This window comes from Dyella jiangningensis, from assembly GCF_003264855.1.
Classification (GTDB): Bacteria; Pseudomonadota; Gammaproteobacteria; order Xanthomonadales; family Rhodanobacteraceae; genus Dyella; species Dyella jiangningensis_C.
The window spans coordinates 179,081-199,302 of sequence record NZ_NFZS01000004.1 but is presented as its reverse complement, the minus strand read 5'-3'; the positions used below and the strand labels follow the sequence as shown (position 1 = coordinate 199,302).

General features: G+C 65.1%; 22 protein-coding genes. 16 read left to right on the top strand and 6 right to left on the bottom strand.

Annotation, left to right across the window (positions count from 1 at the left end):
• Positions 1 to 13 precede the first annotated feature (13 nt).
• The 4 genes from CA260_RS13560 to CA260_RS13545 all read right to left on the bottom strand — a co-directional run bounded on the left by CA260_RS13560 (position 14) and on the right by CA260_RS13545 (position 4,117).
• A complete protein-coding gene (locus tag CA260_RS13560) occupies positions 14 to 1,216 on the bottom strand; it encodes an efflux RND transporter periplasmic adaptor subunit (protein ID WP_111983610.1) in 1,203 nt (400 codons plus the stop codon).
• Positions 1,203 to 2,708 carry an efflux transporter outer membrane subunit gene (locus tag CA260_RS13555; RefSeq protein WP_111983609.1) on the bottom strand — a complete coding sequence of 502 codons (1,506 nt, stop codon included), beginning with the start codon at positions 2,706 to 2,708 and terminating at the stop codon, positions 1,203 to 1,205. Before CA260_RS13555 ends, CA260_RS13560 begins: the two co-directional genes overlap by 14 nt.
• Positions 2,705 to 3,199: a MarR family winged helix-turn-helix transcriptional regulator gene (locus tag CA260_RS13550; RefSeq protein WP_238149760.1), complete on the bottom strand. Its 495-nt coding sequence runs from the start codon at positions 3,197 to 3,199 to the stop codon at positions 2,705 to 2,707. Before CA260_RS13550 ends, CA260_RS13555 begins: the two co-directional genes overlap by 4 nt.
• Before the next feature lie 144 nt (positions 3,200 to 3,343).
• A complete protein-coding gene (locus CA260_RS13545; RefSeq protein WP_111983607.1) occupies positions 3,344 to 4,117 on the bottom strand; it encodes a TatD family hydrolase in 774 nt (257 codons plus the stop codon).
• Between the two features lie 139 nt (positions 4,118 to 4,256).
• Here CA260_RS13545 and CA260_RS13540 point away from each other — a divergent pair, with 139 nt between their 5' ends.
• Complete coding sequence (locus CA260_RS13540; protein WP_111983606.1) at positions 4,257 to 4,841, top strand: glycine zipper 2TM domain-containing protein; 585 nt, start codon at positions 4,257 to 4,259, stop codon at positions 4,839 to 4,841.
• A gap of 155 nt (positions 4,842 to 4,996) precedes the next feature.
• A complete protein-coding gene (locus tag CA260_RS13535; RefSeq protein ID WP_238149759.1) occupies positions 4,997 to 5,305 on the top strand; it encodes a glycine zipper 2TM domain-containing protein in 309 nt (102 codons plus the stop codon).
• A gap of 72 nt (positions 5,306 to 5,377) precedes the next feature.
• On the opposite strand, the gene CA260_RS13530 is transcribed toward CA260_RS13535, so the two are convergent.
• A complete protein-coding gene (locus tag CA260_RS13530) occupies positions 5,378 to 5,812 on the bottom strand; it encodes a cell wall hydrolase (protein WP_238149758.1) in 435 nt (144 codons plus the stop codon).
• Between the two features lie 460 nt (positions 5,813 to 6,272).
• Complete coding sequence (locus CA260_RS13525; RefSeq protein WP_238149757.1) at positions 6,273 to 7,106, bottom strand: YgfZ/GcvT domain-containing protein; 834 nt, start codon at positions 7,104 to 7,106, stop codon at positions 6,273 to 6,275.
• A gap of 94 nt (positions 7,107 to 7,200) precedes the next feature.
• On the opposite strand from CA260_RS13525, the gene CA260_RS13520 reads away from it, so the two are divergent.
• From CA260_RS13520 to lpxK, 14 genes are all read left to right on the top strand, one after another.
• On the top strand, positions 7,201 to 7,368 hold the full coding sequence (locus CA260_RS13520; RefSeq protein WP_111983602.1) for a DUF1674 domain-containing protein: 168 nt from the start codon (positions 7,201 to 7,203) through the stop codon (positions 7,366 to 7,368).
• An 89-nt stretch (positions 7,369 to 7,457) separates the two neighbouring features.
• Positions 7,458 to 7,853, top strand: coding sequence for a succinate dehydrogenase, cytochrome b556 subunit (gene sdhC, locus CA260_RS13515; RefSeq protein ID WP_111983601.1), 396 nt, complete (start codon positions 7,458 to 7,460; stop codon positions 7,851 to 7,853).
• Positions 7,850 to 8,263 (top strand): succinate dehydrogenase, hydrophobic membrane anchor protein, encoded by a 414-nt coding sequence (gene sdhD, locus CA260_RS13510; RefSeq protein WP_111983600.1) that lies wholly within the window; start codon positions 7,850 to 7,852, stop codon positions 8,261 to 8,263. The genes sdhC and sdhD overlap by 4 nt, the downstream gene beginning before the upstream one ends.
• A 4-nt stretch (positions 8,264 to 8,267) precedes the next feature.
• Positions 8,268 to 10,055, top strand: a complete 1,788-nt coding sequence (sdhA, locus tag CA260_RS13505) for a succinate dehydrogenase flavoprotein subunit (protein ID WP_111983599.1) — start codon at positions 8,268 to 8,270, stop codon at positions 10,053 to 10,055.
• A 92-nt stretch (positions 10,056 to 10,147) separates the two neighbouring features.
• On the top strand, positions 10,148 to 10,927 hold the full coding sequence (locus CA260_RS13500) for a succinate dehydrogenase iron-sulfur subunit (protein WP_111983598.1): 780 nt from the start codon (positions 10,148 to 10,150) through the stop codon (positions 10,925 to 10,927).
• Positions 10,928 to 11,122: 195 nt separating this feature from the next.
• Positions 11,123 to 11,371, top strand: coding sequence for a succinate dehydrogenase assembly factor 2 (locus CA260_RS13495; protein ID WP_111983597.1), 249 nt, complete (start codon positions 11,123 to 11,125; stop codon positions 11,369 to 11,371).
• Positions 11,343 to 11,795: a protein YgfX gene (locus tag CA260_RS13490; RefSeq protein ID WP_111983596.1), complete on the top strand. Its 453-nt coding sequence runs from the start codon at positions 11,343 to 11,345 to the stop codon at positions 11,793 to 11,795. Before CA260_RS13495 ends, CA260_RS13490 begins: the two co-directional genes overlap by 29 nt.
• A gap of 87 nt (positions 11,796 to 11,882) precedes the next feature.
• Positions 11,883 to 13,130, top strand: coding sequence for a lipoprotein-releasing ABC transporter permease subunit (locus CA260_RS13485; protein WP_111983595.1), 1,248 nt, complete (start codon positions 11,883 to 11,885; stop codon positions 13,128 to 13,130).
• Between the two features lie 4 nt (positions 13,131 to 13,134).
• Positions 13,135 to 13,827, top strand: coding sequence for a lipoprotein-releasing ABC transporter ATP-binding protein LolD (gene lolD, locus CA260_RS13480; protein ID WP_111983594.1), 693 nt, complete (start codon positions 13,135 to 13,137; stop codon positions 13,825 to 13,827).
• A 110-nt stretch (positions 13,828 to 13,937) separates the two neighbouring features.
• The gene (locus tag CA260_RS13475) at positions 13,938 to 16,235 is read left to right on the top strand and encodes a DNA internalization-related competence protein ComEC/Rec2 (RefSeq protein WP_111983593.1); all 2,298 of its coding nucleotides are present in this window, start codon (positions 13,938 to 13,940) and stop codon (positions 16,233 to 16,235) included.
• A 125-nt stretch (positions 16,236 to 16,360) separates the two neighbouring features.
• Positions 16,361 to 16,999 carry a MotA/TolQ/ExbB proton channel family protein gene (locus tag CA260_RS13470; RefSeq protein ID WP_111983592.1) on the top strand — a complete coding sequence of 213 codons (639 nt, stop codon included), beginning with the start codon at positions 16,361 to 16,363 and terminating at the stop codon, positions 16,997 to 16,999.
• 3 nt (positions 17,000 to 17,002) lie between these two features.
• Entirely contained in the window at positions 17,003 to 17,434 is a 432-nt protein-coding gene (locus tag CA260_RS13465) for an ExbD/TolR family protein (protein WP_111983591.1), read from the top strand.
• Positions 17,431 to 19,203, top strand: coding sequence for a lipid A export permease/ATP-binding protein MsbA (gene msbA / locus CA260_RS13460; protein WP_111983590.1), 1,773 nt, complete (start codon positions 17,431 to 17,433; stop codon positions 19,201 to 19,203). Before CA260_RS13465 ends, msbA begins: the two co-directional genes overlap by 4 nt.
• The gene (gene lpxK, locus CA260_RS13455) at positions 19,187 to 20,212 is read left to right on the top strand and encodes a tetraacyldisaccharide 4'-kinase (RefSeq protein WP_425479747.1); all 1,026 of its coding nucleotides are present in this window, start codon (positions 19,187 to 19,189) and stop codon (positions 20,210 to 20,212) included. The genes msbA and lpxK overlap by 17 nt, the downstream gene beginning before the upstream one ends.
• Positions 20,213 to 20,222 lie beyond the last annotated feature (10 nt).

Genomic DNA, 20,222 nt, shown 5'->3' with positions numbered 1-20,222 from the left:
CGGCGTATCCGTATCAGTCCGCGTCGCCGCGGCGAACGTTTGCCTTGATGATCTTCTCGGCCTCCACGTCCGCCTTGCTGGTCATCTGTTCGTAGACATCGGTCTGGGCGATCGGCTGGCCGCTGCCCTGCGGCGCCATCATCGCGCCCTTGTCGTTGGTGATGTCCACGGTCACTTCGGTGGAGAGACCCACGCGCAGCGGATGCTGGTCCAGTTCCTTGTCGTCAAGCGCGATGCGCACCGGCACGCGCTGGATCACCTTGATCCAGTTGCCGGTGGCGTTCTGCGCGGGCAGCAGCGAGAACACGCTGCCGGTGCCGGCACCCAGGCCGATCACCTTGCCGTGGAACTCCACGCTGCCGCCATAGACGTCCGATTCGATCTTCGCCGGCTGGCCGATGCGGATATGGCGCAGCTGGTTTTCCTTGAAGTTCGCGTCCACCCACAGGTCATGCAGCGGCACCACTGTCATCAGCTGCTGGCCCGGCTGCACGCTGTTGCCGAGCTGCACGCTGCGCTGGGCGACATAGCCGGTCACCGGCGCATAAATGCTGTTGCGCTGTGCGGCGATCCACGCGGCGCGGAAGTTCGCACGCGCCTGCTCCACCGCCGGGTTGTTGGTGACCACCGTACCTTCGATGGCCGCGTGAGCGGCCTGCGCCTGCGCTTGCGCCGCATCGAGCGCCGCCTGCGCCTGGTCGACGCCATCGCGCAGGTGCTGCACCACTTCCGGCGCTTCGGCCTGTTCGGCGATCAGCGGCTGGCGACGGGCCAGGTCGGCCTGCGCCTTCTTCAGATCCACCTTCGCCCTCGCCACCTGGGCGTCGGCGCTGCTGGCGGAATCGGTCTGCTGGCGCACCTGTCGAACCGCCTGCGCCAGCGCACTGCTGGCCTGCTGCAGGCGCACGTCGGCATCCGTGTTGTCGAGCTTCACCAGCACCTGGCCGGCTTCGACGCGTTGCGTGTCATCCGCCAGGATGGCCACTACCGTGCCCGGCACCTGGGCGGAGATCGCCACCTGATTGCCGCCGACGTAGGCGTTGTCGGTCTTCTCGCGGGTGGAGAACACGAACAACCACAGCAGTACCCAGATGACCGCGGCAAGTACGAACACCGCTACCACGATCAGTAGCGCGCGGCGACGCTTGGCCGGATCCTTCGCGGCCATGCCGCTGTCGTTGTCCTGCGGTTTGGCGTTGGAATCAGTGGCGCTCATGGGCGGCGTCTCCGGAAAGGTTCGATGCGGAAGATGAGGTGTCGCTGGCGGCCTGCTCCGGCGTGACGGCGCGGTAGCCGCCGCCCAGGGCCTTGATCAGCGAAATGTCGGTGGATAGCGCCTGCGCATGCAGGGAGAGCTCGTCATCCTGCTGCTGCAGCAACTGCCCCCTGGCGGCGAGGGTTTCGCGCTGGTCGCTCACGCCGCGGCGCACGCGCGATTGCGCGTTGGCCAGCAGGGTCTGGTTGGCGGCGATCTCGCTGGCCTGCTCCTTGCGGCGACCTTCGATCTGCTGTGCGGTAAGGCTCTGCGTGGCGACATCGCGCGCAGCCCCGAGCACGGTGCTGTTGTACTGCGCGACGGCCGCGTCGAGCTGTGCCTTGCTCACGCCGTAGTTCGCTTCGAGCAGCCCGCCGGTGAAGATCGGCAGGTGCAGCGCTGGCGTCAGCGCGAACACGCGGTTGCCGGCATTGAACATCTTGTCCAGGTCAATGCTGGAGAGCCCGGCCATCGCGCTGATGCTGATGTCGGGATAGAACTCTGCACGCGCCACATCGGTCTGGCGCAGAGCCGCTTCCACCTGCCAGCGACTGGCAGCGATGTCGGCACGGCGCGCCATCAGGTCCACGCCCACGTTGTCGGGCAAGCCGCCGGTCACGTCGGGCAGGGCGCGCGGCTGAAGCGGCGGCAATTGCGACGGAGCCACGCCCACCAGGCTGGCCAACGCGGCCTGGCGGATCTTCGCCGAGCTCTGCAGTGCAACCAGCATCTGCCGTGTGGCGGCAAGCTGCGCCTTCGCCGACTGCACGGTGTCCGGACGATCGACACCTTGGCGTACACGCAGTTCGGCCATGCGCAGCAGTTGCTCCTGCGTCTGCACGGCCTGCTGCGCCAGGTCGATGCGCGCCTCGTCGGCGAGCCATCCGAAATAGGTATCGGCGACCGTGCTCTGGATCGCGAGCGCCGCGGCGCTGTGCTGCGCTTCGGCAGCATGCGCCTGGTCCACGGCGGATTCGATGGTGGCCCGCTTCTTGCCCCACCAATCGAAGTCGTACTGTGCCTGCACGCCGATGTCGCCCTGGTTGTACCAGGTAAAACCGAGGAACTTCGGCGGAATGAGTCCGTTCTCGCTCAGTCGCTGGCGTTCAACTTGCGCACTGCCGTTCACGCTGAGTCCGGCCTGCGCCGTCGCGGCGCGAATGGACTGCTGCGCCGACGCAACGCGCGAGCGCGCCTGCTCAAGATCCGGCGAGTCCTTCATCGCAAGCGCGATCAGGGAATCGAGCTGCGGGTCATCGTACTGGCGCCACCATTCGGCATCAGGCCAGCCGGCGCGGTGGCCGGCATCGAGGCCCGCGAGCGGGACATCATCGCGGATGGCGGGGTGCCCAAGCTTGGCCGGAATGGAGCAGCCGGCCATGGCCAGGGCGATTGCGCAGCCGAGCAGCACGCGTGGCAGCTGGCCGTGGCGAATCGGAACACAAGAACTCATGGACTGGAATCCGAAGATTGAAGAGAGTCGATGTTCAGTGCGACCTGGCGCAGCAGGCGCTCAAGCGTGCGCTTGTCGCTCGCGCTCAACGACGCGTAGGCGCCAAGCACCTTGGGAAAGAGCGGCGGAAGAATCCTGCGCACCAGGCGCTTTCCCGTCGGCGTGATGTTCAGGACGATGCGCCGCCGGTCTTCCGCGCTGTGCGAGCGAGCAGCAAGTCCTGCCTTCACCAGCGCGTTGCCGATGCGCGTCATGTTGGTGGCGCCCTGTTGCGCGAAACCACACAGCTCGCTGGGCGTGGCGCCGTCCGGGCTGCTGTAGAGCGCCATCAGCGTGCGGAAATCGCTGTCGTTGAGCCCGTGTGGCTTGAGGTAAGCCTCGACCTCGCCGAGCAGGGTGCCGCCCACCAGCAGCAGCAGGCGGGTCAGCCGGACCTCCTGCTGCGGAGCCTCGGGAATCATTTCGCCCACGCGGGCGATCCCGGCGTCCATGCGGCTGAGTCCTTCGCGAAGGTTGCTCATTTCATCAAGGAATATTTCACTGGTGAAATATTACGATACATGTCTCGCGACGAAGATCACAAGTGCCGCGTCAACGCGCGGCGAATCGCGGGTTCACGAAACGATGCGTGCAGGTCAAGCGCGGGTGAAGCCGAACAGCGCGCTCGCGTTTGCCGTGGTGGCCAAGGCGATGGCTTCTTCGCTTTCATCACGCAGCCGAGCGATCGCCTCGAGCACTTCGGCGATGTGGGCCGGCTCGTTGCGCTCGCCACGGTGGCATGTGCCGGGCTGGTCCGGCGAATCCGTTTCCAACAGGAGGTGCTCGATGGGCATGGTCGCCACGATATGGCGAAGACGTTGCGCGCGCTCGTACGTGACGGGTCCGCCGATGCCGATATGAAACCCCATGTCCCACAAATGCCCGGCCTGCTGCTCGCTGCCCGAAAAGCTGTGCACCACGCCACGCAGGCCGCCGATACGTTTCATGGTGGAGGTGACTTCGTCCATCGCCCGGCGTCCGTGCACGATGACCGGAAGGTCGAAATCGCGGGCAATGCGCAGCTGGCGATGGAAATACTCGCGTTGCCGTTCACCGTCCAGGCCGGGGACGAAGAAGTCGAGCCCGATCTCGCCGACGGCCACCGCGCGATGGGTTGTCAATTGCGTGCGGAGCGCATCCAGGTGCTCCGGCCGATGCTGGTCGAGGAACATGGGATGCAGGCCATACGCAGGATGTGCCTCGGCGTATGTGTCGCAAATCTCGCTGATGCGGTCCCAGGAGGCACGGTCGACGCCGGGAATCACGATGTGCCTGACCCCAGCCGCGCGCGCGCGGTCGAACACGGCGGCGCGATCGGCCGCAAAGCCAGCATCATCGATGTGCGCGTGGCTGTCAGTGAGTTCGAGCACAGATTAAGGCTTCCTGTCCGTTGAAAATGGCGGGCTGCGATCTAAGCGAGCATTCAGTGAATCAAGGGTTCAATTGAGGCACGTAGGGATCGATTCAGGCGGTTGCGGGGTGCTCCGCCGGTCCAGACAGGAGAGCATTATGAACAGGTTGGTCGCTTCAGCGCTGCATGTGGGCATGGGCGCTGTGCTGGTATTTGGTCTTTCGGCGTGCAACCGCGACGCCAATGCCGACGGCGGCGTGGGTGCCACGGCGCAGCAGGCCGCAGGCCAGAGCGGGCCGAAATACGCCCGCGTGCTGAGCGTGACGCCGGTGCGCGAACAGGCGTCGGCGCCGCAGCAGGTATGCCACGACGAAGTGGTGACACAGCACAAGCCCGTGCAGGACACGCATCAGATTGCAGGTACCGCCATCGGCGCGGTGGCCGGTGGTTTGCTCGGTAACCAGATCGGTGGCGGCAAGGGTCGCACGCTGGCCACGGTGGCCGGTGCTGTCGGCGGCGGTTACGCCGGCCATGAAATCCAGGCGAACCATCAGCGCAATGCCACGACGCAGACCACCCAGCGTCGCTGCGAAACGGTGCAGGGCAATGGTGGCGACAAGGTGGTGGCGTACGACGTGAGTTACGAGTACAACGGTGTGACCCGCACGGTGCGCATGGATCACGATCCGGGCGACAAGCTGCAGGTACAGGAAGGTGTGGTAGCCGTTTCCGACGCTCACTGAGGATTCACGCCATGCAGACATTGCTTAGACATTTGGCTGTCGTTGGATTGATTTCAGTTCTGGCGCTTCTTTCCGGATGCGAGACGCCGCCGCAACGGCAGGTGGTCTACAGCGGAAGTTCCAATCGTTGTGAGCAGTGTGGCGTGGTAAGTGACGTGCGCCAGATACAGACGCAGAAAGGTTCGTCCCCGCTGGGCATGGTCATCGGCGGCATCGCCGGTGGCGTGATCGGCAACCAGTTCGGTGGTGGCAGTGGCAAGGCCCTGACGACGGTGGCCGGTGCAGTGGCTGGTGGTGCGATCGGCAACCAGGTCGGCAAGAACTCCGGCGGTCCCGATGTCGCGTGGCAGGTCACGGTGAAGCTGGACGACGGGCGGTACGCAACCGTCACGCAGGCGGCGGACCCGCAGGTACGCCCCGGCGATTACGTGCAGATCCGCGACAACCTGGTCTATCGACTGTGACGTAACGGACGTATAGACGTCCAAACGAAAAAGGCCCTCTTGCGAGGGCCTTTTTTATGGACGGGAAGTTGATCAGTTGACCGCGTAAAACGCGTGGTCGCCGATCGTCTTGACGACGCGCTTGGTCGACCATGCCGGGGCCACGGCGAGCGTGGCGAAGTGATCGGCCTGCGGGACGTACACCGTGCGCTCTCCCTTGGGCAGGCTCCAGTTGCTGATGGAATCACCAGCAATCTTCCACGCCTTGGTCCAAGAGTTGACGTCGGTCACTTCAAAGTTTTGCGCTGTCGTTGTCAGCGCGAACTGACGCGGAGAGGTCACGACCTCACAGACGCTGTCGCCCCAGGTGCCGCGGTCACGGCGGCGAAGGGCAACTTCGGCCACGGCATACTGCCCGATGGTCGACTCACTGCGTGCCTCGAGATACACCGTCGTGGCCAGGCAGGTCTGGTCCGCGAGGGGCTGGGGCAGCACGGACGCTAACCACAACAGCATCGAAAGTTTCATTGTCTGCCTCCAACGTGCTGTACGCGAAAAGCCGGTGTTGCGTGACTTCGAGCGCCGTTGCGATGGACGGGCGGGCAGGCCGTTCCATCTGGATTGAACACCTTGGCCGAAACTTGTGGTCAAGGCGGTTTGCCACGGGATTGTGGCCAGTCGAGCGGCTGATCCGGTGCCACTCTCAACTTGTTCGTGCTGCAAAGGCCTGGTGCGGGTACGACGACCGCGTTGCCTGCAACTACACCGCGTCTATGGCGGCTTCTACTCCGGCGTTATCAGCCGGGTCGCGCTGATCCGGACCCCTCCGGTTCGTCGCGTATGTCGGCACCCGTGGGCAATGGGTGCCACTGAATTGGCTGGCGGAGACTAGTGGCGCGTTTCCGATCTGGCAAGTGCCTGGCAGTTCGGATTCACATTATGCTCACGTTGACTGAAGCGTTCGCGAATTCGTCCGCAAGCATTTGCTTCATGCCGACCAGCTCTTCTCGATGTGCATCGTGATGCCTTCGTCGGTGATGTCGACCGTGCCGTTTTCCAGCGACGTTACGAGTTGATCATCGATGACGGCGAGGGCGAGCGTGCGCTCTCCGTCATGGGCGACATCGAGCAATTGGACGGCTCTTTCGTCGCCATGGCGCAGCAAGGTGCCCCCAGTCAAGTGGTGCGACAATACGACGCAATGCATATGCCGCTTGTGACCTCCTCGGTAATGAAGGCGGGCCACGATCTCCTGGCCTGGATAGCAGCCCTTGTCGAACGACACGGCTTGCAGCCGTTCGAACGAAAGGGCGGGAGGAAGCAATGTGCCAAGCACGTTGTCCGGTAGCCAGGGCCATCCGGCGAGAACTTGCGGAGCTTGCCATGCGTCGTCGTTGCGCTCGGCGCCGACGAGAAGGCTGTGGTCGCCGCAGCCCAACTTGTAAGCATCGTTTTCACGAGCGGCAGCGTAAGTGTCGAACGCCGGGCCGGTGCCGAGGTGGCGGGGTTCGTGCGCGGTCAGCCTGACCTTGGCGCGGAACACGAAGCGCTGCAGTGACTGCGCCATGGGCGCAGCCTCACCTCCCCGCAACAGCAAGAGCAGGGCGTCGTCGGCAGCGCGGGCAAGGTGAAACAGGGCGAGTACCCTGCCTTGCGCATCGAGCCACGCACTGAATTGCCATTGCCCGACGGCGAGTGCCTGGACATTGCTGCTGAACTGGGATTGGGCGAACGCAACAGCGTCGGCGCCTTCGATCGACAGGGTCTGTGCGGAGTGGTGTGTAACCATAGAGGGGCGAGGTGAGGGCAGGGCGTCCGTCATACAAGTGTGGTCCGCTTACTGTCAGACGATCACGTCGCCGTCAAGGTTGTGCTGAATTTACGCAAGTATTACGCTTTTACGGCTTTCACATACCATGTCCGATACGTCCTCCCAACCTAAGTCCTCGCCGGATTCCGCGCCCGCGGAACCAGCGGCCGTGCCTGCCGTTCCGGCCACGGAAAAGACCCCGGCTGAGCGGCCGGCCCCGGATCCCACGCGCTACGGCGATTGGGAAAAGAACGGGCGCTGTATCGACTTCTGATCCTCGCCGCGCCGGCCCATTGCGCCGGCGTCGTCGGAGATAGGGAAGGGCGGTAAAGGGCATCAGCGATTCCACCCAGGATAGCCGCCATGGCAGACACGCAACGACCGCTCTCTCCACACATGGGCATATATAAGTGGCAGGTGCAGATGGTGACATCCATCGTGCATCGCGCTACCGGCATTGCCCTCTCCGTCGGAACCCTGATCGTACTCTGGGGAGTGTTCTCCCTCGCCAACGGCGAAGACAGCTACAACCAGTTCAAGACCTGCATCGGCAGCCCGATCGGGCTGATCCTGATGTTCGGCTGGACCTGGGCGCTGTTCTATCACCTGTGCAACGGCATCCGTCACCTGCTGCAGGACGGGGGCATGGGTTATTCCATTCCGCAGTTCGTGCGCTCCAGCTGGCTGTCGATCATCGTGAGCATCGTGTTGACGGTGCTGGTGTGGGCCTACGTGCTGACTTCCGGAGGTGCTGCATGAGCGCGAACGGACAGCGACATGACGTGCGCAGCGATCTGCGCAATCCGCTCAAGCGCGCCCGCGGCCTCGGCTCGGCGCAGTCCGGCGTCGGCCACTGGTGGACGCAGCGCGTCACCGCGACCGCGCTGGTGTTTCTTGGCGTCTGGTTCGTGCTGACCGTGCTCGGCATGGTCCACGCCGATTACGCGACGGCCCGCTCGGTCGTGGCCAAGCCGTGGAACGCGGTGCTGCTGGTGGCCTTCGTGCTCACCATGTGCTGGCACGCGGTACTGGGCCTGCAGATCGTGATCGAGGACTACGTGCATACGCGCTGGAAGGAAGTCGCCCTCCTGGTGCTGGTGAAGTTCATTGCAGTGCTTGGCACGCTGGCCACGCTGATGGCGGTGCTGCGCGTGGCGCTGGGAGCCTGATTCCATGGAAAGCTACAAGATCCAACAGCATAAGTACGACGTGATCGTGGTCGGCGCCGGCGGCGCGGGCTTGCGCGCCACCTTCGGTCTGGCCGAGAAGGGCCTCAAGGCCGCATGCATTACCAAGGTGTTCCCGACCCGCTCGCACACCGTGGCGGCGCAGGGCGGCATCTCCGCCGCGCTCGGCAACATGGGCGAGGACGACTGGCGCTTCCACTTCTACGACACCATCAAGGGCTCCGACTGGCTCGGCGACCAGGATGCGATCGAATACATGTGCCGCGAGGCGATTCCGGCCATCATCGAGCTGGAACACTACGGCGTGCCGTTCTCGCGTACCGAGGAAGGCAAGATCTACCAGCGCCCGTTCGGCGGCATGACCACGCACTACGGCAAGGGCACCGCGCAGCGCACCTGCGCCGCCGCCGACCGTACCGGCCATGCCATCCTGCACACGCTGTACCAGCAGGCGCTGGCGCATGACGCCACGTTCTTCATCGAGTACTTTGCCATCGACCTCATCTTCGACGAAGAAGGTGTGTGCCGAGGCGTGCTCGCGCTGGACATGAACGAAGGCACCTTGCACTTCTTCCGTGGCCAGTCCGTGGTGCTCGCCACCGGCGGTTACGGTCGTGCCTACTTCAGCGCCACCTCGGCGCATACCTGCACGGGCGACGGCGGCGGCATGGTGCTGCGCGCGGGCCTCGCGCTGCAGGACATGGAGTTCGTGCAGTTCCACCCGACCGGCATCTACGGTTCGGGCTGCCTGATCACCGAGGGCGTGCGCGGCGAGGGTGGTTACCTCACCAATTCCAACGGCGAGCGCTTCATGGAGCGCTATGCGCCGAACGCCAAGGATCTCGCCTCGCGTGACGTGGTCAGCCGCGCCATGACGATGGAAATCCGCGAAGGCCGCGGCGTGGGCGAGCACAAGGATCACATCCACATCAACCTGATGCATCTGGGCGCGGAAGTGATCCACGAGCGCCTGCCGGGCATCGCGGAGTCGGCGCGCATCTTCGCCGGCGTGGACGTGACCAAGGAACCGATTCCGGTCATCCCGACGGTCCACTACAACATGGGCGGCATCCCGACCAACTACCACGGCGAAGTGGTGCAGAAGAAGGGCGACGACGTCGACGCCGTGGTGCCGGGCCTGTTCGCCATCGGCGAAGCGGCCTGCGTGTCGGTGCACGGCGCCAACCGCCTGGGCTCCAACTCGCTGCTCGACCTGGTGGTGTTCGGCCGCGCCGTGGCAAACCGCTGCGCCGAGATCGTCACCCCGGGCGCGCCGCACAAGGACCTGCCGGCCAGCGTGCTGGACAAGGCGCTGGCTCGCTTTGACGGCCTGCGCAACGCCAAGGGCAGCCAGCCGACCGCGAAGATCCGCGCGGAAATGCAGCGCACCATGCAGTCCGACGCCGCTGTGTTCCGTACCGGCGAATCGCTCAAGGAAGGCTGCGAGAAGATTTCCAAGGTGCGCGAGTCGTTCAAGGACGTCGGCGTCAGCGATCGCTCGCTGGTGTGGAACTCCGACCTGATCGAGACGCTGGAACTGGCCAACCTGCTCGACCAGGCCGTGGCCACCATGTACTCGGCGGCCCAGCGCGAGGAGAGCCGTGGCGCCCATGCCCGCGAGGACTTCCCTGAGCGCGATGACCACAACTGGCAGAAGCACACGCTGGTGGCGGTCGACGAGAACGGCAAGGCCAGCTTCGACTTCCGTCCGGTGCACATGTACACCATGACGAGCGACGTCGAGGTCGTCCCGCCGAAGAAGCGCGTTTACTGATCGCAAGCGGGGAACCTTGATGGTTCCCCGACGTTGTACCGGCGCTCGCTAGACGAGCTGTTACGGCAAGCACGAATTTAAGTGAGGCAAACGTGGCAGAGTTTTCGCTACCCAAGAATTCCAAGGTCCAGGCGGGCAAGCACTTTCCTGCCAAGGACGCGAAGAAGCCCCGTACGTTCCGCATCTATCGATGGAGCCCGGACGACGGCCAGAACCCGCGCATCGATACGTACGAGGTCGACCTTGCGGCGTGCGGCCCGATGGTTCTGGACGCGCTGCTGAAGATCAAGAACGAGATCGATCCGACGCTGACGCTGCGTCGTTCGTGCCGCGAAGGCATCTGCGGTTCGTGCGCCATGAACATCGACGGCACCAACACCCTGGCCTGCACCAAGGCCATCGGTGATTGCGAGTCGGGCGACGTCAAGATCTACCCGCTGCCGCACATGCCGGTGGTGAAGGATCTGGTGCCGGATCTCACGCACTTCTACGCGCAGTTCGCCTCGATCAAGCCGTGGCTGCGCACGCAGAGTGCGGCGCCGGACCGCGAGCGCCTGCAGTCGCCGGAAGACCGCAAGAAGCTCGATGGTCTTTACGAATGCATCCTGTGCGCCTGCTGCTCGACCAGCTGCCCGAGCTACTGGTGGAACGGCGATCGTTACCTTGGTCCCGCCATCCTGCTGCAGGCCTATCGCTGGATCGTCGACAGCCGCGATGAGGACACCGGCGCCCGCCTGGACGATCTGGAAGATCCGTTCAAGCTGTATCGCTGCCACACCATCATGAACTGCGCTCGCACCTGTCCGAAGGGTCTGAACCCGGCCAAGGCGATCGCGGAGATCAAGAAGCTGATCGTCGAGCGTCGCTCGTAAGCGTCGCGTTTTTCCCTCTCCCCTCCGGGGAGAGGGCAGGGTGAGGGGTCAATCTCGCGATAGCGCCAGTCCAGAGCTGGCTTTGTAGCGGCGCCATCGCAAGCACCCGCCCCTCACCTCGGTCCTCTCTCCCGAGGAGGGGACTACCTTCGGGTCGCCCGGAGGGGAGAGGAAGAAAGCAGGAGGCAACCCGCGATGGACGAAGCCCGCATCAAACGCCTCCGCTGGCGCACCCGCCGCGGCACCCGTGAGCTCGATGCGCTGTTTGGCGGCTGGCTCGACGAACGCTTCGCCGCCGCCGACGAAGCGCAACGCCAGGCCTTCGACGAACTTCTCGACGTTCAGGACCCGGACCTTTGGGACTGGGTGATGGGGCACGCCAAGGCGACGCGCCCGGATTGGCAGGCCATCATCGATGACATCCGCGCCCGCCATCGGCTTTGAATACCGGCCGTCGCGCTGGCTGGGGCATGTCCTCCTGGTGATGGCCACGCTGGCGTTGTTGGCGCTCTCGCTGAGCGCTGTTCCAGTCATCCTCAAGGGCGCGTTGGCCGTCGTGCTGATGGCCGCGACGATCCGGGCCTGGAGGGGTTTTGCCCGTTCTTCCGTCATCGCGGCTGGCTGGAGCCAACGTGGTGGCTGGACGCTGCGAATGGCCGATGGCGAGGATCAGCCTGCGTCGCTGCGTGCGTTTCGAGTGGCGGGGGAGCGCATCGTATGGCTGCATCTCGTCGCTCCTGGGCACAGGAGCGTTTCCCTGCTGCTCGCTCCGGACAACAGCGATGGTGATATTCGCCGACGGCTTCGCATGCGCCTGGCCCTGGCCTCGAAAAGCGAGCATCACGCCGCCGGGCACTCTGCCGGCTGAACGCGGTCCTACGGTTTGGCCGCGTCTCGGGCGATAATCGTCGCCACTCGGGCGGCCAGCCCCAAGAAACTACAAGCGACCGCCCTAATGTTCCGACCGCTCGAGCTATTCATCGGCCTGCGTTACACCCGCGCCAAGCGTCGCAATCAGTTCATCTCCTTCATCTCCACGGTCTCGATCGTGTGCATCGCCATCAGCGTCACCGCGCTGATCACGGTGATGTCGGTGATGAACGGCTTTGACGACGAGCTGCGCTCGCGCATCCTTGGCGCCATCTCGCACGCGACCGTGTCCGGCATGCCGGGGCAGAGCGTGCAGGACTGGCCGCGTGCGGTGCAGATCGCCGAAGCCAACAAGCACGTGAAGGGCGCGGCGCCCTACGTTGAAACCGAAGCCTTCCTGCAGGCGCGTCGCCCCAGCGGTGCGGTGGTGCGTGGCATCGAACCCGCACAGGAACCGAAGGTGTCGGACATCGGCCAGCATATGGTCGAAGGCCAGCTGAGCGAGTTGACGCCGGGCAGCTGGAACATCGTGCTGGGTCGCGAACTGGCCATGACGCTGGGCGTGGCCGTGGGCGACAAGGTCATCATGGCCGTGCCGGCGTTCCACTCTTCGCCGATCACCGGCAGCGTGCCGAACCTGCGCAGCTTCAAGGTGGCCGGCGTGTTCGAGATGGGTATGCAGGAGTTCGACTCCGGCTTGGCCCTGGTCAACATGGCTGACGCCGAGCGCATCAACCAGATCGATGGCCCCACCGGTATACGCCTGCGCCTGGACGACATGTTCAACGCACGCAGCGTGGCGCACGAACTGGCCGACCAGCTGGGACAGGTCTATCGCGTGGAAACCTGGATGGACAGCCACGCGAATTTCTTCTCCGCCATCTCGATGGAGAAGAAGGTGATGTTCATCATCCTCTCGTTGATCATCCTCGTTGCCGTGATCAACCTCATCTCGATGCTGATGATGCTGGTGACCGACAAGCAGGCCGACATCGCCATCCTGCGCACGCTGGGCTCCACGCCGCGCAGCATCATGGGCATGTTCATGGTGCAGGGCGTGCTGGTGGGCTTCGTCGGCATCGGCTTCGGCGTGACGCTGGGTTCGCTGCTGTCGTGGAAGTTGCCGGGCATCGTGAAGTGGATCGAGCACGTCACTGGCGTGACCTTCCTCTCGCCGGACGTCTATTACATCAGCGAGCTGCCGAGCAAACTCGACGCGAGCGACGTGGGCTGGGTGGCCTTGATCACCTTCCTGTTCTCGCTGCTGGCCACCCTCTATCCCGCATGGCGTGCGTCGCGCACCCAGCCCGCGCAGGCGCTTCGCTATGAGTAATGCCATGACCAACGACATCGTCCTGCGCGCCAGTCACATCGCCAAGGTGTACGAGGAAGGCGACCTGAAGACCGACGTGCTCGCCGACGTGAGTTTCACGCTGAAGCGCGGCGAGACGCTGGCCATCGTGGGCGCTTCGGGTTCGGGCAAGAGCACCTTGCTGCACATCATCGGCGGCCTGGACACGCTCACGCGTGGCGAGGTGGAGGTGGAGGGCAAGAACCTTTCCCGCCTTTCCGACGCCGAACGCGGCCGTGTGCGCAACCGCTCCATGGGCTTCATCTACCAGTTCCATCACCTGTTGCCCGAGTTCACCGCGCTGGAGAACGTCTGCATGCCGCTGCTGATCCGCGGCGTGTCGATCTCGGAAGCCGAGCGCCAGGCCAGCGAGCTGCTTGGGCGCGTGGGCCTGAGCCAGCGTCTTGGTCACAAGCCTGCCGAATTGTCCGGCGGCGAGCGCCAGCGTTGCGCGGTGGCGCGTGCACTGGTGACGCGTCCGGCCGTGGTGCTGGGCGATGAACCCACCGGCAATCTTGATGAAGGCAATGCCGCGCAGGTCTACGACCTGATGCTGGAACTCAATCGCGAGATCGGCACCAGCTTCATCCTCGTCACGCACGACAGCCGGCTTGCGAAGCGCATGGACCGCACGCTGGAACTGCATAACGGCATGTTGCTCGACAAGATCTACGCCTGATCTTCCGCTCCTGTCGGCCTCGGCGAAAAGAGCCGGCGCCTACATCGTTTTCCGCCGTCGAACCTGCGTTCCCGCTCTAAGCTGATCCCTTCCTTGGGAAGGGGATAAGTGTGCGCAAGGATGGTGCGGTCACGCCGGCGATCATGCTTTTGATCGGCGTGCTGATGGTGCAGTGGCTGCCGACGTTGCCGCCGCGCTGGTTCTGCCTGGCATTGGCGGCAGTGTCTCTTTCGACGGGTGTTCTCGCTCCGCGCTGGCGTTGGCTGGCATGGTGCGCGTTCGGTGTCGCCTGGGCGTGTTGGCGGGGCGGCATGGCGATGGATGCCCGGCTTCCGCGTGAGCTGGAAGGCATGAATGTACGTATCGTGGGCCGGGTTATCGACCTGCCTTCTGTACGCGACGACGCGACCGGCTTTCTGATGACGATCGATAGCGCGACGCTGGGTGAGCGTGATCTGGCGTTGCGCGGGCGCCTGCGCGTGAACTGGTACAACGGTGCGCCGCCATCCCTCTCGCCATGCAGCCGCTGGCAGCTCGTGGTGAGGCTCAAGCGACCACGCGGCCTGATGAATCCCGGTGGTGCGGATGCCGAACGCAGCTCACTGGAACGGGGCATCGTGGCGACGGGGTACGTTCGCGACGATCCGGACAATGGTCTCCTGACGGTGAGCCGCTGCGTCGATGGGATACGCGCGGCCATCAGCGGCGCCATCGCCGCGCGCGTGCAAGACACGCGCGACGCCGCACTGCTGCAGGCGTTCGCCGTGGGCGATATCCGTGGACTTACGCCACGCGACTGGGCCGTGGCTCGAGCCAACGGTATTCCCCACCTGCTGGCGATCTCGGGATTCCACGTGGGCGTGGCGGCCGTGTTCGGCGTGTGGCTGGCGAGGTTGTTCTATGTGATTTGGCCAACGCTTGCGCTACGGGTGCCGCGCGTGCCCGTGCAGGCAGCGTCGGCCTTGCTGGTGGCAGGCATCTACAGTGCACTGGCAGGCTTCGGGCTGCCTACGGTGCGTACCTTGCTGATGATCGCCGTGGTCGCGCTGGCCCGGGCGTTGCGTCGTGCGCCGAACGGACTGCAATCGCTGGCGCTGGCCTTGTTCGTGGTGCTGCTGTTCGATCCGCTTTGCGTGTTGGCCGCGGGCTTCTGGTTGTCGTTCGTCGGCGTGGCGTTCCTGATGGTGTGCATGACGAATCGCGGGGATGGGCCGCGCGGCTTCGTGAAGGAACTCGGCTCTACGCAACTGCTGATGACGGTGTCGCTGCTGCCGCTGACGATGTGGTTCTTCGGTCAGGCTTCGCTGGTGGGCGCCTTGTCCAATCTGGTCGCCGTGCCGTTCGTCAGCTTCGTGATCGTGCCATGCACGCTGGTGAGCATGATCCTGCTCGGCATCTGCCCGCCGCTGGCCTCCCCGGTGTTGTGGCTGGCCGCACACCTGGCGCATGCGCAATGGTGGCTGCTCGACGCGATGGCGACATGGCCGGGTGCCCTCTGGTATCTCCCCGAAGTGCGGTTGTGGGCCTTGTTGCTCGCCATGCTGGGCGCGTTCTGGCTGTTCATGCCGCGCGGTGTGCCCGTGCGCTGGCTGGGTGGCCTGTTGTTCCTGCCGCTGCTGTTGCCGATTCGTGACCTGCCGGCGCATGGCGGGTTCCAGTTGTGGGGTCTGGATGTGGGGCAGGGGCTGTCGGTGCTCGTGCGCACCGAGCACCACGCACTCGTTTACGACGCCGGGGCGCGGTTTCCTTCCGACTTCGACATGGGCGAGGTGGCGGTGCTGCCGTCGTTGCATGCGCTGGGAATCCGACGATTGGACGTCCTGATAGCCAGCCACGCCGACAACGACCACTCTGGCGGAATACCCGCCGTGGCTGCCGAATACCCCGACGCCGAGCGCTACTCGGGCGAACCCGAACGCCTGACCCTGCCCATGAAGCCCTGCACGCCCGGGCAATCGTGGTCCTGGGACGGGGTCACGGTGAGCGTGCTGCCCTCCGGGGCGACCGATGGCCCTGCCAACGATCGCTCATGCGTCCTGTTGGTCGAGGGGCGCGGTGGCCGTGCGCTCTTGACGGGCGACATTACCTCGCGCATCGAACCCACCGTGCTTGCTGCCATACCGCCGGGGCCGCCGCTGGTGCTCACCGTGCCACATCATGGCAGCCGCACGTCGTCGAGCGCCGCGTTCCTGGCGGGCACCGATCCAACGCTTGCCCTGATTTCTTCCGGGTGGCGAAATCGCTTCGGTCATCCGCATCCGCTCGTCGTGAAGCGCTATGAGGATGCCGGCATTCCATGGCTGAATTCGGCGACCAGCGGGGCCATCGAGGTGAACTTTCCACCGGATGCGGCGCCCTACGTGGCCACCCGCTGGCGCCAGCGCCAAAGCCGTTATTGGCGCGAATGAGGCTGAGACTGGGCCGGCGCGTGGCGCAACTGCCACCGGTGCCGCGGAACGGCGAGGCTAGACTGTTATGATGCCCCCCTTCCTAAACGATCGAGCGGTCCGGAGTCGTTGTGCTGGAAATACTGATGGCTGGTGGCTGGGCGATGCTGCCCATCCTGATCTGTTCAGCGGTCGCCCTGGCGATCGTGCTGGAGCGTTGCTGGACCTTGCGCCGTCGTTCGGTGCTGCCGCCCGGGCTGGGCGACGAAGTGCGCAACTGGGCGCGCTCGGGCCAGCTCGACCCCAACCATCTCCATACCCTCGCCAGCGGTTCGCCGTTGGGCGAGCTGCTGGCTTCCGCGCTGGCCGTGCGCAATCGTCCGCGTGAGCTGATCAAGGAGCGCATCGAGGACACCGGCCGCCATGTGGTGCACCGCATGGAGCGCTACCTCAACACGCTCGGCACCATCGCGCTGATCGGCCCGTTGCTGGGCCTGCTCGGCACCGTGATCGGCCTGATCCGCATGTTCATGGAGGTGATGCGTGGTGGCGTCGGTGATCCGATGAAGATGGCCGGCGGCATCGGCGAGGCGCTGATCTGCACCGCCACGGGCCTGATCGTCGCCATCCCGGCCTATGTGCTGCATCGCTATTTCCGCTCCAAGGTGGCTGGTTACTGCGTGGAGATGGAGAAGCAGGCCACGCAGCTGCTCGACGAACTGACCGTCAACCAGCCGGCCCCTCGTTCGCGCGCCCCGCGCGCTACCGAGTCGAGCGCGAGCTGACGCATGCGTATCGGCAACGACCGCCGGCAGGATGATTTCGAGATCAACGTGATCTCGCTGATCGACGTGCTGCTTACCCTGCTGATGTTCTTCGTGCTCACCACCACCTTCATCCAGCACTCGCGGATGCAGGTGACGCTGCCCAAGGCCAGCGCCGAGGAACGCGACATGCAGGCGCCCGCGCTCACCGTGGTGGTGGATCGCGACGGCCACTTCTTCGTCGGCAGCGACGAAGTGCTGGGCGAGGGTGTCGAGCCGCTCAAGCAGGCCATCGCCAACGTGGCCGGCGACGATCGCGAACGCCAGGTCACCATCCGTGCCGACGCGATGACGCCGCACCAGAACGTGGTGACGGCCATGGATGCGCTGGGCCAGCTGGGCTTCACCAAGCTGTCCATCGCGACCACGCCGAGCGAGGCGGACAAGCGTCCATGAGCGACCGCAAAGTCGCGATCTGGGACGCGCACACGCGGGAAATCTACAAGCGCCTGCTGGGCTATACCCGGCGGTTCTGGGTGGTGGGCGTCATCGCCCTCGCCGGCATGGCGATCGATGGCGGCGGCCTGGCGGTGTTCACCAAACTGCTGGTGCCGATGATCGACAAGCTGTTTGCCGAGAAGGATCAGGTACTGATCTTCTGGATGCCGATCTGGATCATCCTGATTTTTCTCGTGCGTGGCATCGGCACCTTCGCCAGCAGCTACGGCGTGGCCTACATCGGCCGCAACGTGGTGCAGTGCCTGCAGCGCGACGTGTTCGCCTCCTATCTGCGCCTGCCGGCGAGCTTCTTCGGGCAGGAACATTCGGGTCACCAGGTTTCGCGCATCACCTACACCAGTGAACAGGTGGCCTCCGCGTCGACCGACGCGGTGAAGGTGGTGGTGACCGAGGGCATGACGGTGATCGGCATGCTGTACGTGATGCTGAGCACCAGCGCCTACCTCACGCTCGCGTTGTTCATCATGGTGCCGCTGATCATGCTGATCGCCACCATCGTGAGCCGCCGCTACCGCAGCATCAGCCGGCGCATCCAGGGCATGATGGGTTCGGTGACCGGGACGGTGGAAGAGTCGGTCGAGGCGAATCGCGAGATCCGCATCTACGGCGGCCAGCGGCACGCGGCGAACCGCTTCGACGAAGTGACCACCCACACGCGCCGCCTCAACCTCAAGGTCGCTTCGACCAACGCGCAGTCCAGTACGGCCATCCAGACGGTGGCGGCATTGGCGCTGGCGGCGATGGTGTTCCTGGCGACGCGGCCGGGACAGATCGAGCAGATGTCCGCGGGTGTGTTCATCGCGGTGCTCACGGCGATGGGCGGCATGCTGCCGTCGCTCAAGCGCCTGGCGAATATCCAGTCGAATATCCAGAGCGGCATCTCGGCGGCGGAGAACCTGTTCGAGATCATCGATATGGCGCCCGAGGTCGACGCCGGCACGCAGGTGCTCGAGCGTACGCGCGGCGACATCCGTTTCGAGGACGTGGGGCTGGTCTACCCGCGTGGTGATTTCCAGGCCTTGCGTGGCGTCGACCTGCATTGCGCACCCGGCACGGTCACGGCGCTGGTGGGGCGCTCGGGCAGCGGCAAGAGCAGCTTGGTCAGCCTGCTGCCGCGCTTCAATGCGCCCACGAGCGGGCGCATCCTGGTGGACGGCGAGAACTACGAGTCGTTCACCCTGGCCTCGCTGCGCCGCCAGATCGCCTGGGTCGGGCAGAACGTGGTGCTGTTCGACGGCACCGTGGCGGAAAACATCGCCTATGGCGAGTTGGCCGGCGCGACCGAATCCGACATTCTCGCCGCGGCGGAAGCCGCCAATGCGCTGGAATTCATCCAGCGTCTCCCGCAGGGCATCCATACACCCATCGGGCAGGGCGGCAACCTGCTGTCGGGCGGCCAGCGCCAGCGTCTCGCGATCGCGCGCGCGATGCTGAAGAACGCCCCGATCCTGGTGCTCGACGAAGCCACCAGCGCGCTCGATACCGAGTCCGAGCGGCTGATCCAGCAGGGCCTGCAGCACCTGATGAGGGATCGCACGACGCTGGTGATCGCGCATCGTCTTTCCACCATCGAGCATGCCGACCAGATCGCCGTGATGGACCAGGGGCGCATCGTCGAGCGCGGCACGCACGCCGAGCTGCTTGCGCGGGGCGGCCATTACGCCGCCTTGCATCGCATGCAATTCCACGATGCCCCGGCCGACTGAAGGCCCCGGAGTGACACTGGCCGAACGCCTCGAATCGGCCTGGTACGGCGTTGGCCGTACACCATGGTGGACCGCGCCACTGGCGCTGCTTTACGGCGTATTGACCGGGCTGCGCCGCGCGCTCTACCGGATGGGCGTGTTGCGCAGCGTGCGCCTGCCGGTCCCCGTCGTGGTCATTGGCAACCTCACCGCGGGAGGCACGGGCAAGACGCCGCTGACCATCGCCATTGCGGAGTCATTGCGCCGACGCGGCTATCGGCCCGGCGTGGTGAGCCGTGGCTATGGCGGATCACAGCGGGAACCCGTGTTGCTCGGCGAGTCGCCGGATCCTGCCGTGGTGGGCGACGAGCCCTGCCTGATCCGTGCCAGCGGCGTTGCCGTGGCGGTGGGGCGCGAGCGGCCCGCTGCTGCGAAGCTGCTGATCGAGGCCGGCTGCGATGTGGTCATTGCCGATGACGGATTGCAACACTATGCGTTGGCGCGCGACGTGGAAATCTGCGTGATCGACGGCGTGCGCCGTTTCGGCAACGGCCGCCTGCTTCCCGCCGGGCCGTTGCGTGAGCCACTGTCCCGATTGGCCCGGGTAGATTTCCGCATCTGCAACGGTGGCGCAGTGGCGCCGGGCGACGTCCCCATGCAATTGCAAGGCGGCCAGGTGCGTTCCCTCGTGGACGGCCAGCACAGGCCGCTCGCTGATTTCGCCGGCCAGGACGTGCACGCGGTCGCGGCCATTGGCCATCCACAACGCTTCTTCGCCAGCCTGCGTTCGCAAGGCCTGCAGGTGATCGAGCATCCCTTTCCCGACCATCATGCGTTCGCCCGTGACGAGCTCAGCTTCGGCGACGACAAACCGGTACTGATGACGGAGAAGGATGCGGTGAAATGCCAGGCGTTTGCCCAGCCGCACTGGTGGACGGTCCCGGTGCGGGCGGTGCTGCCCCAGGCGTTCTTCGACGAGCTCGACGATCGGATTCGCAAGGTGCCCGCACGTCGAGGCGGCGCCCACTAATGAAAAAGCC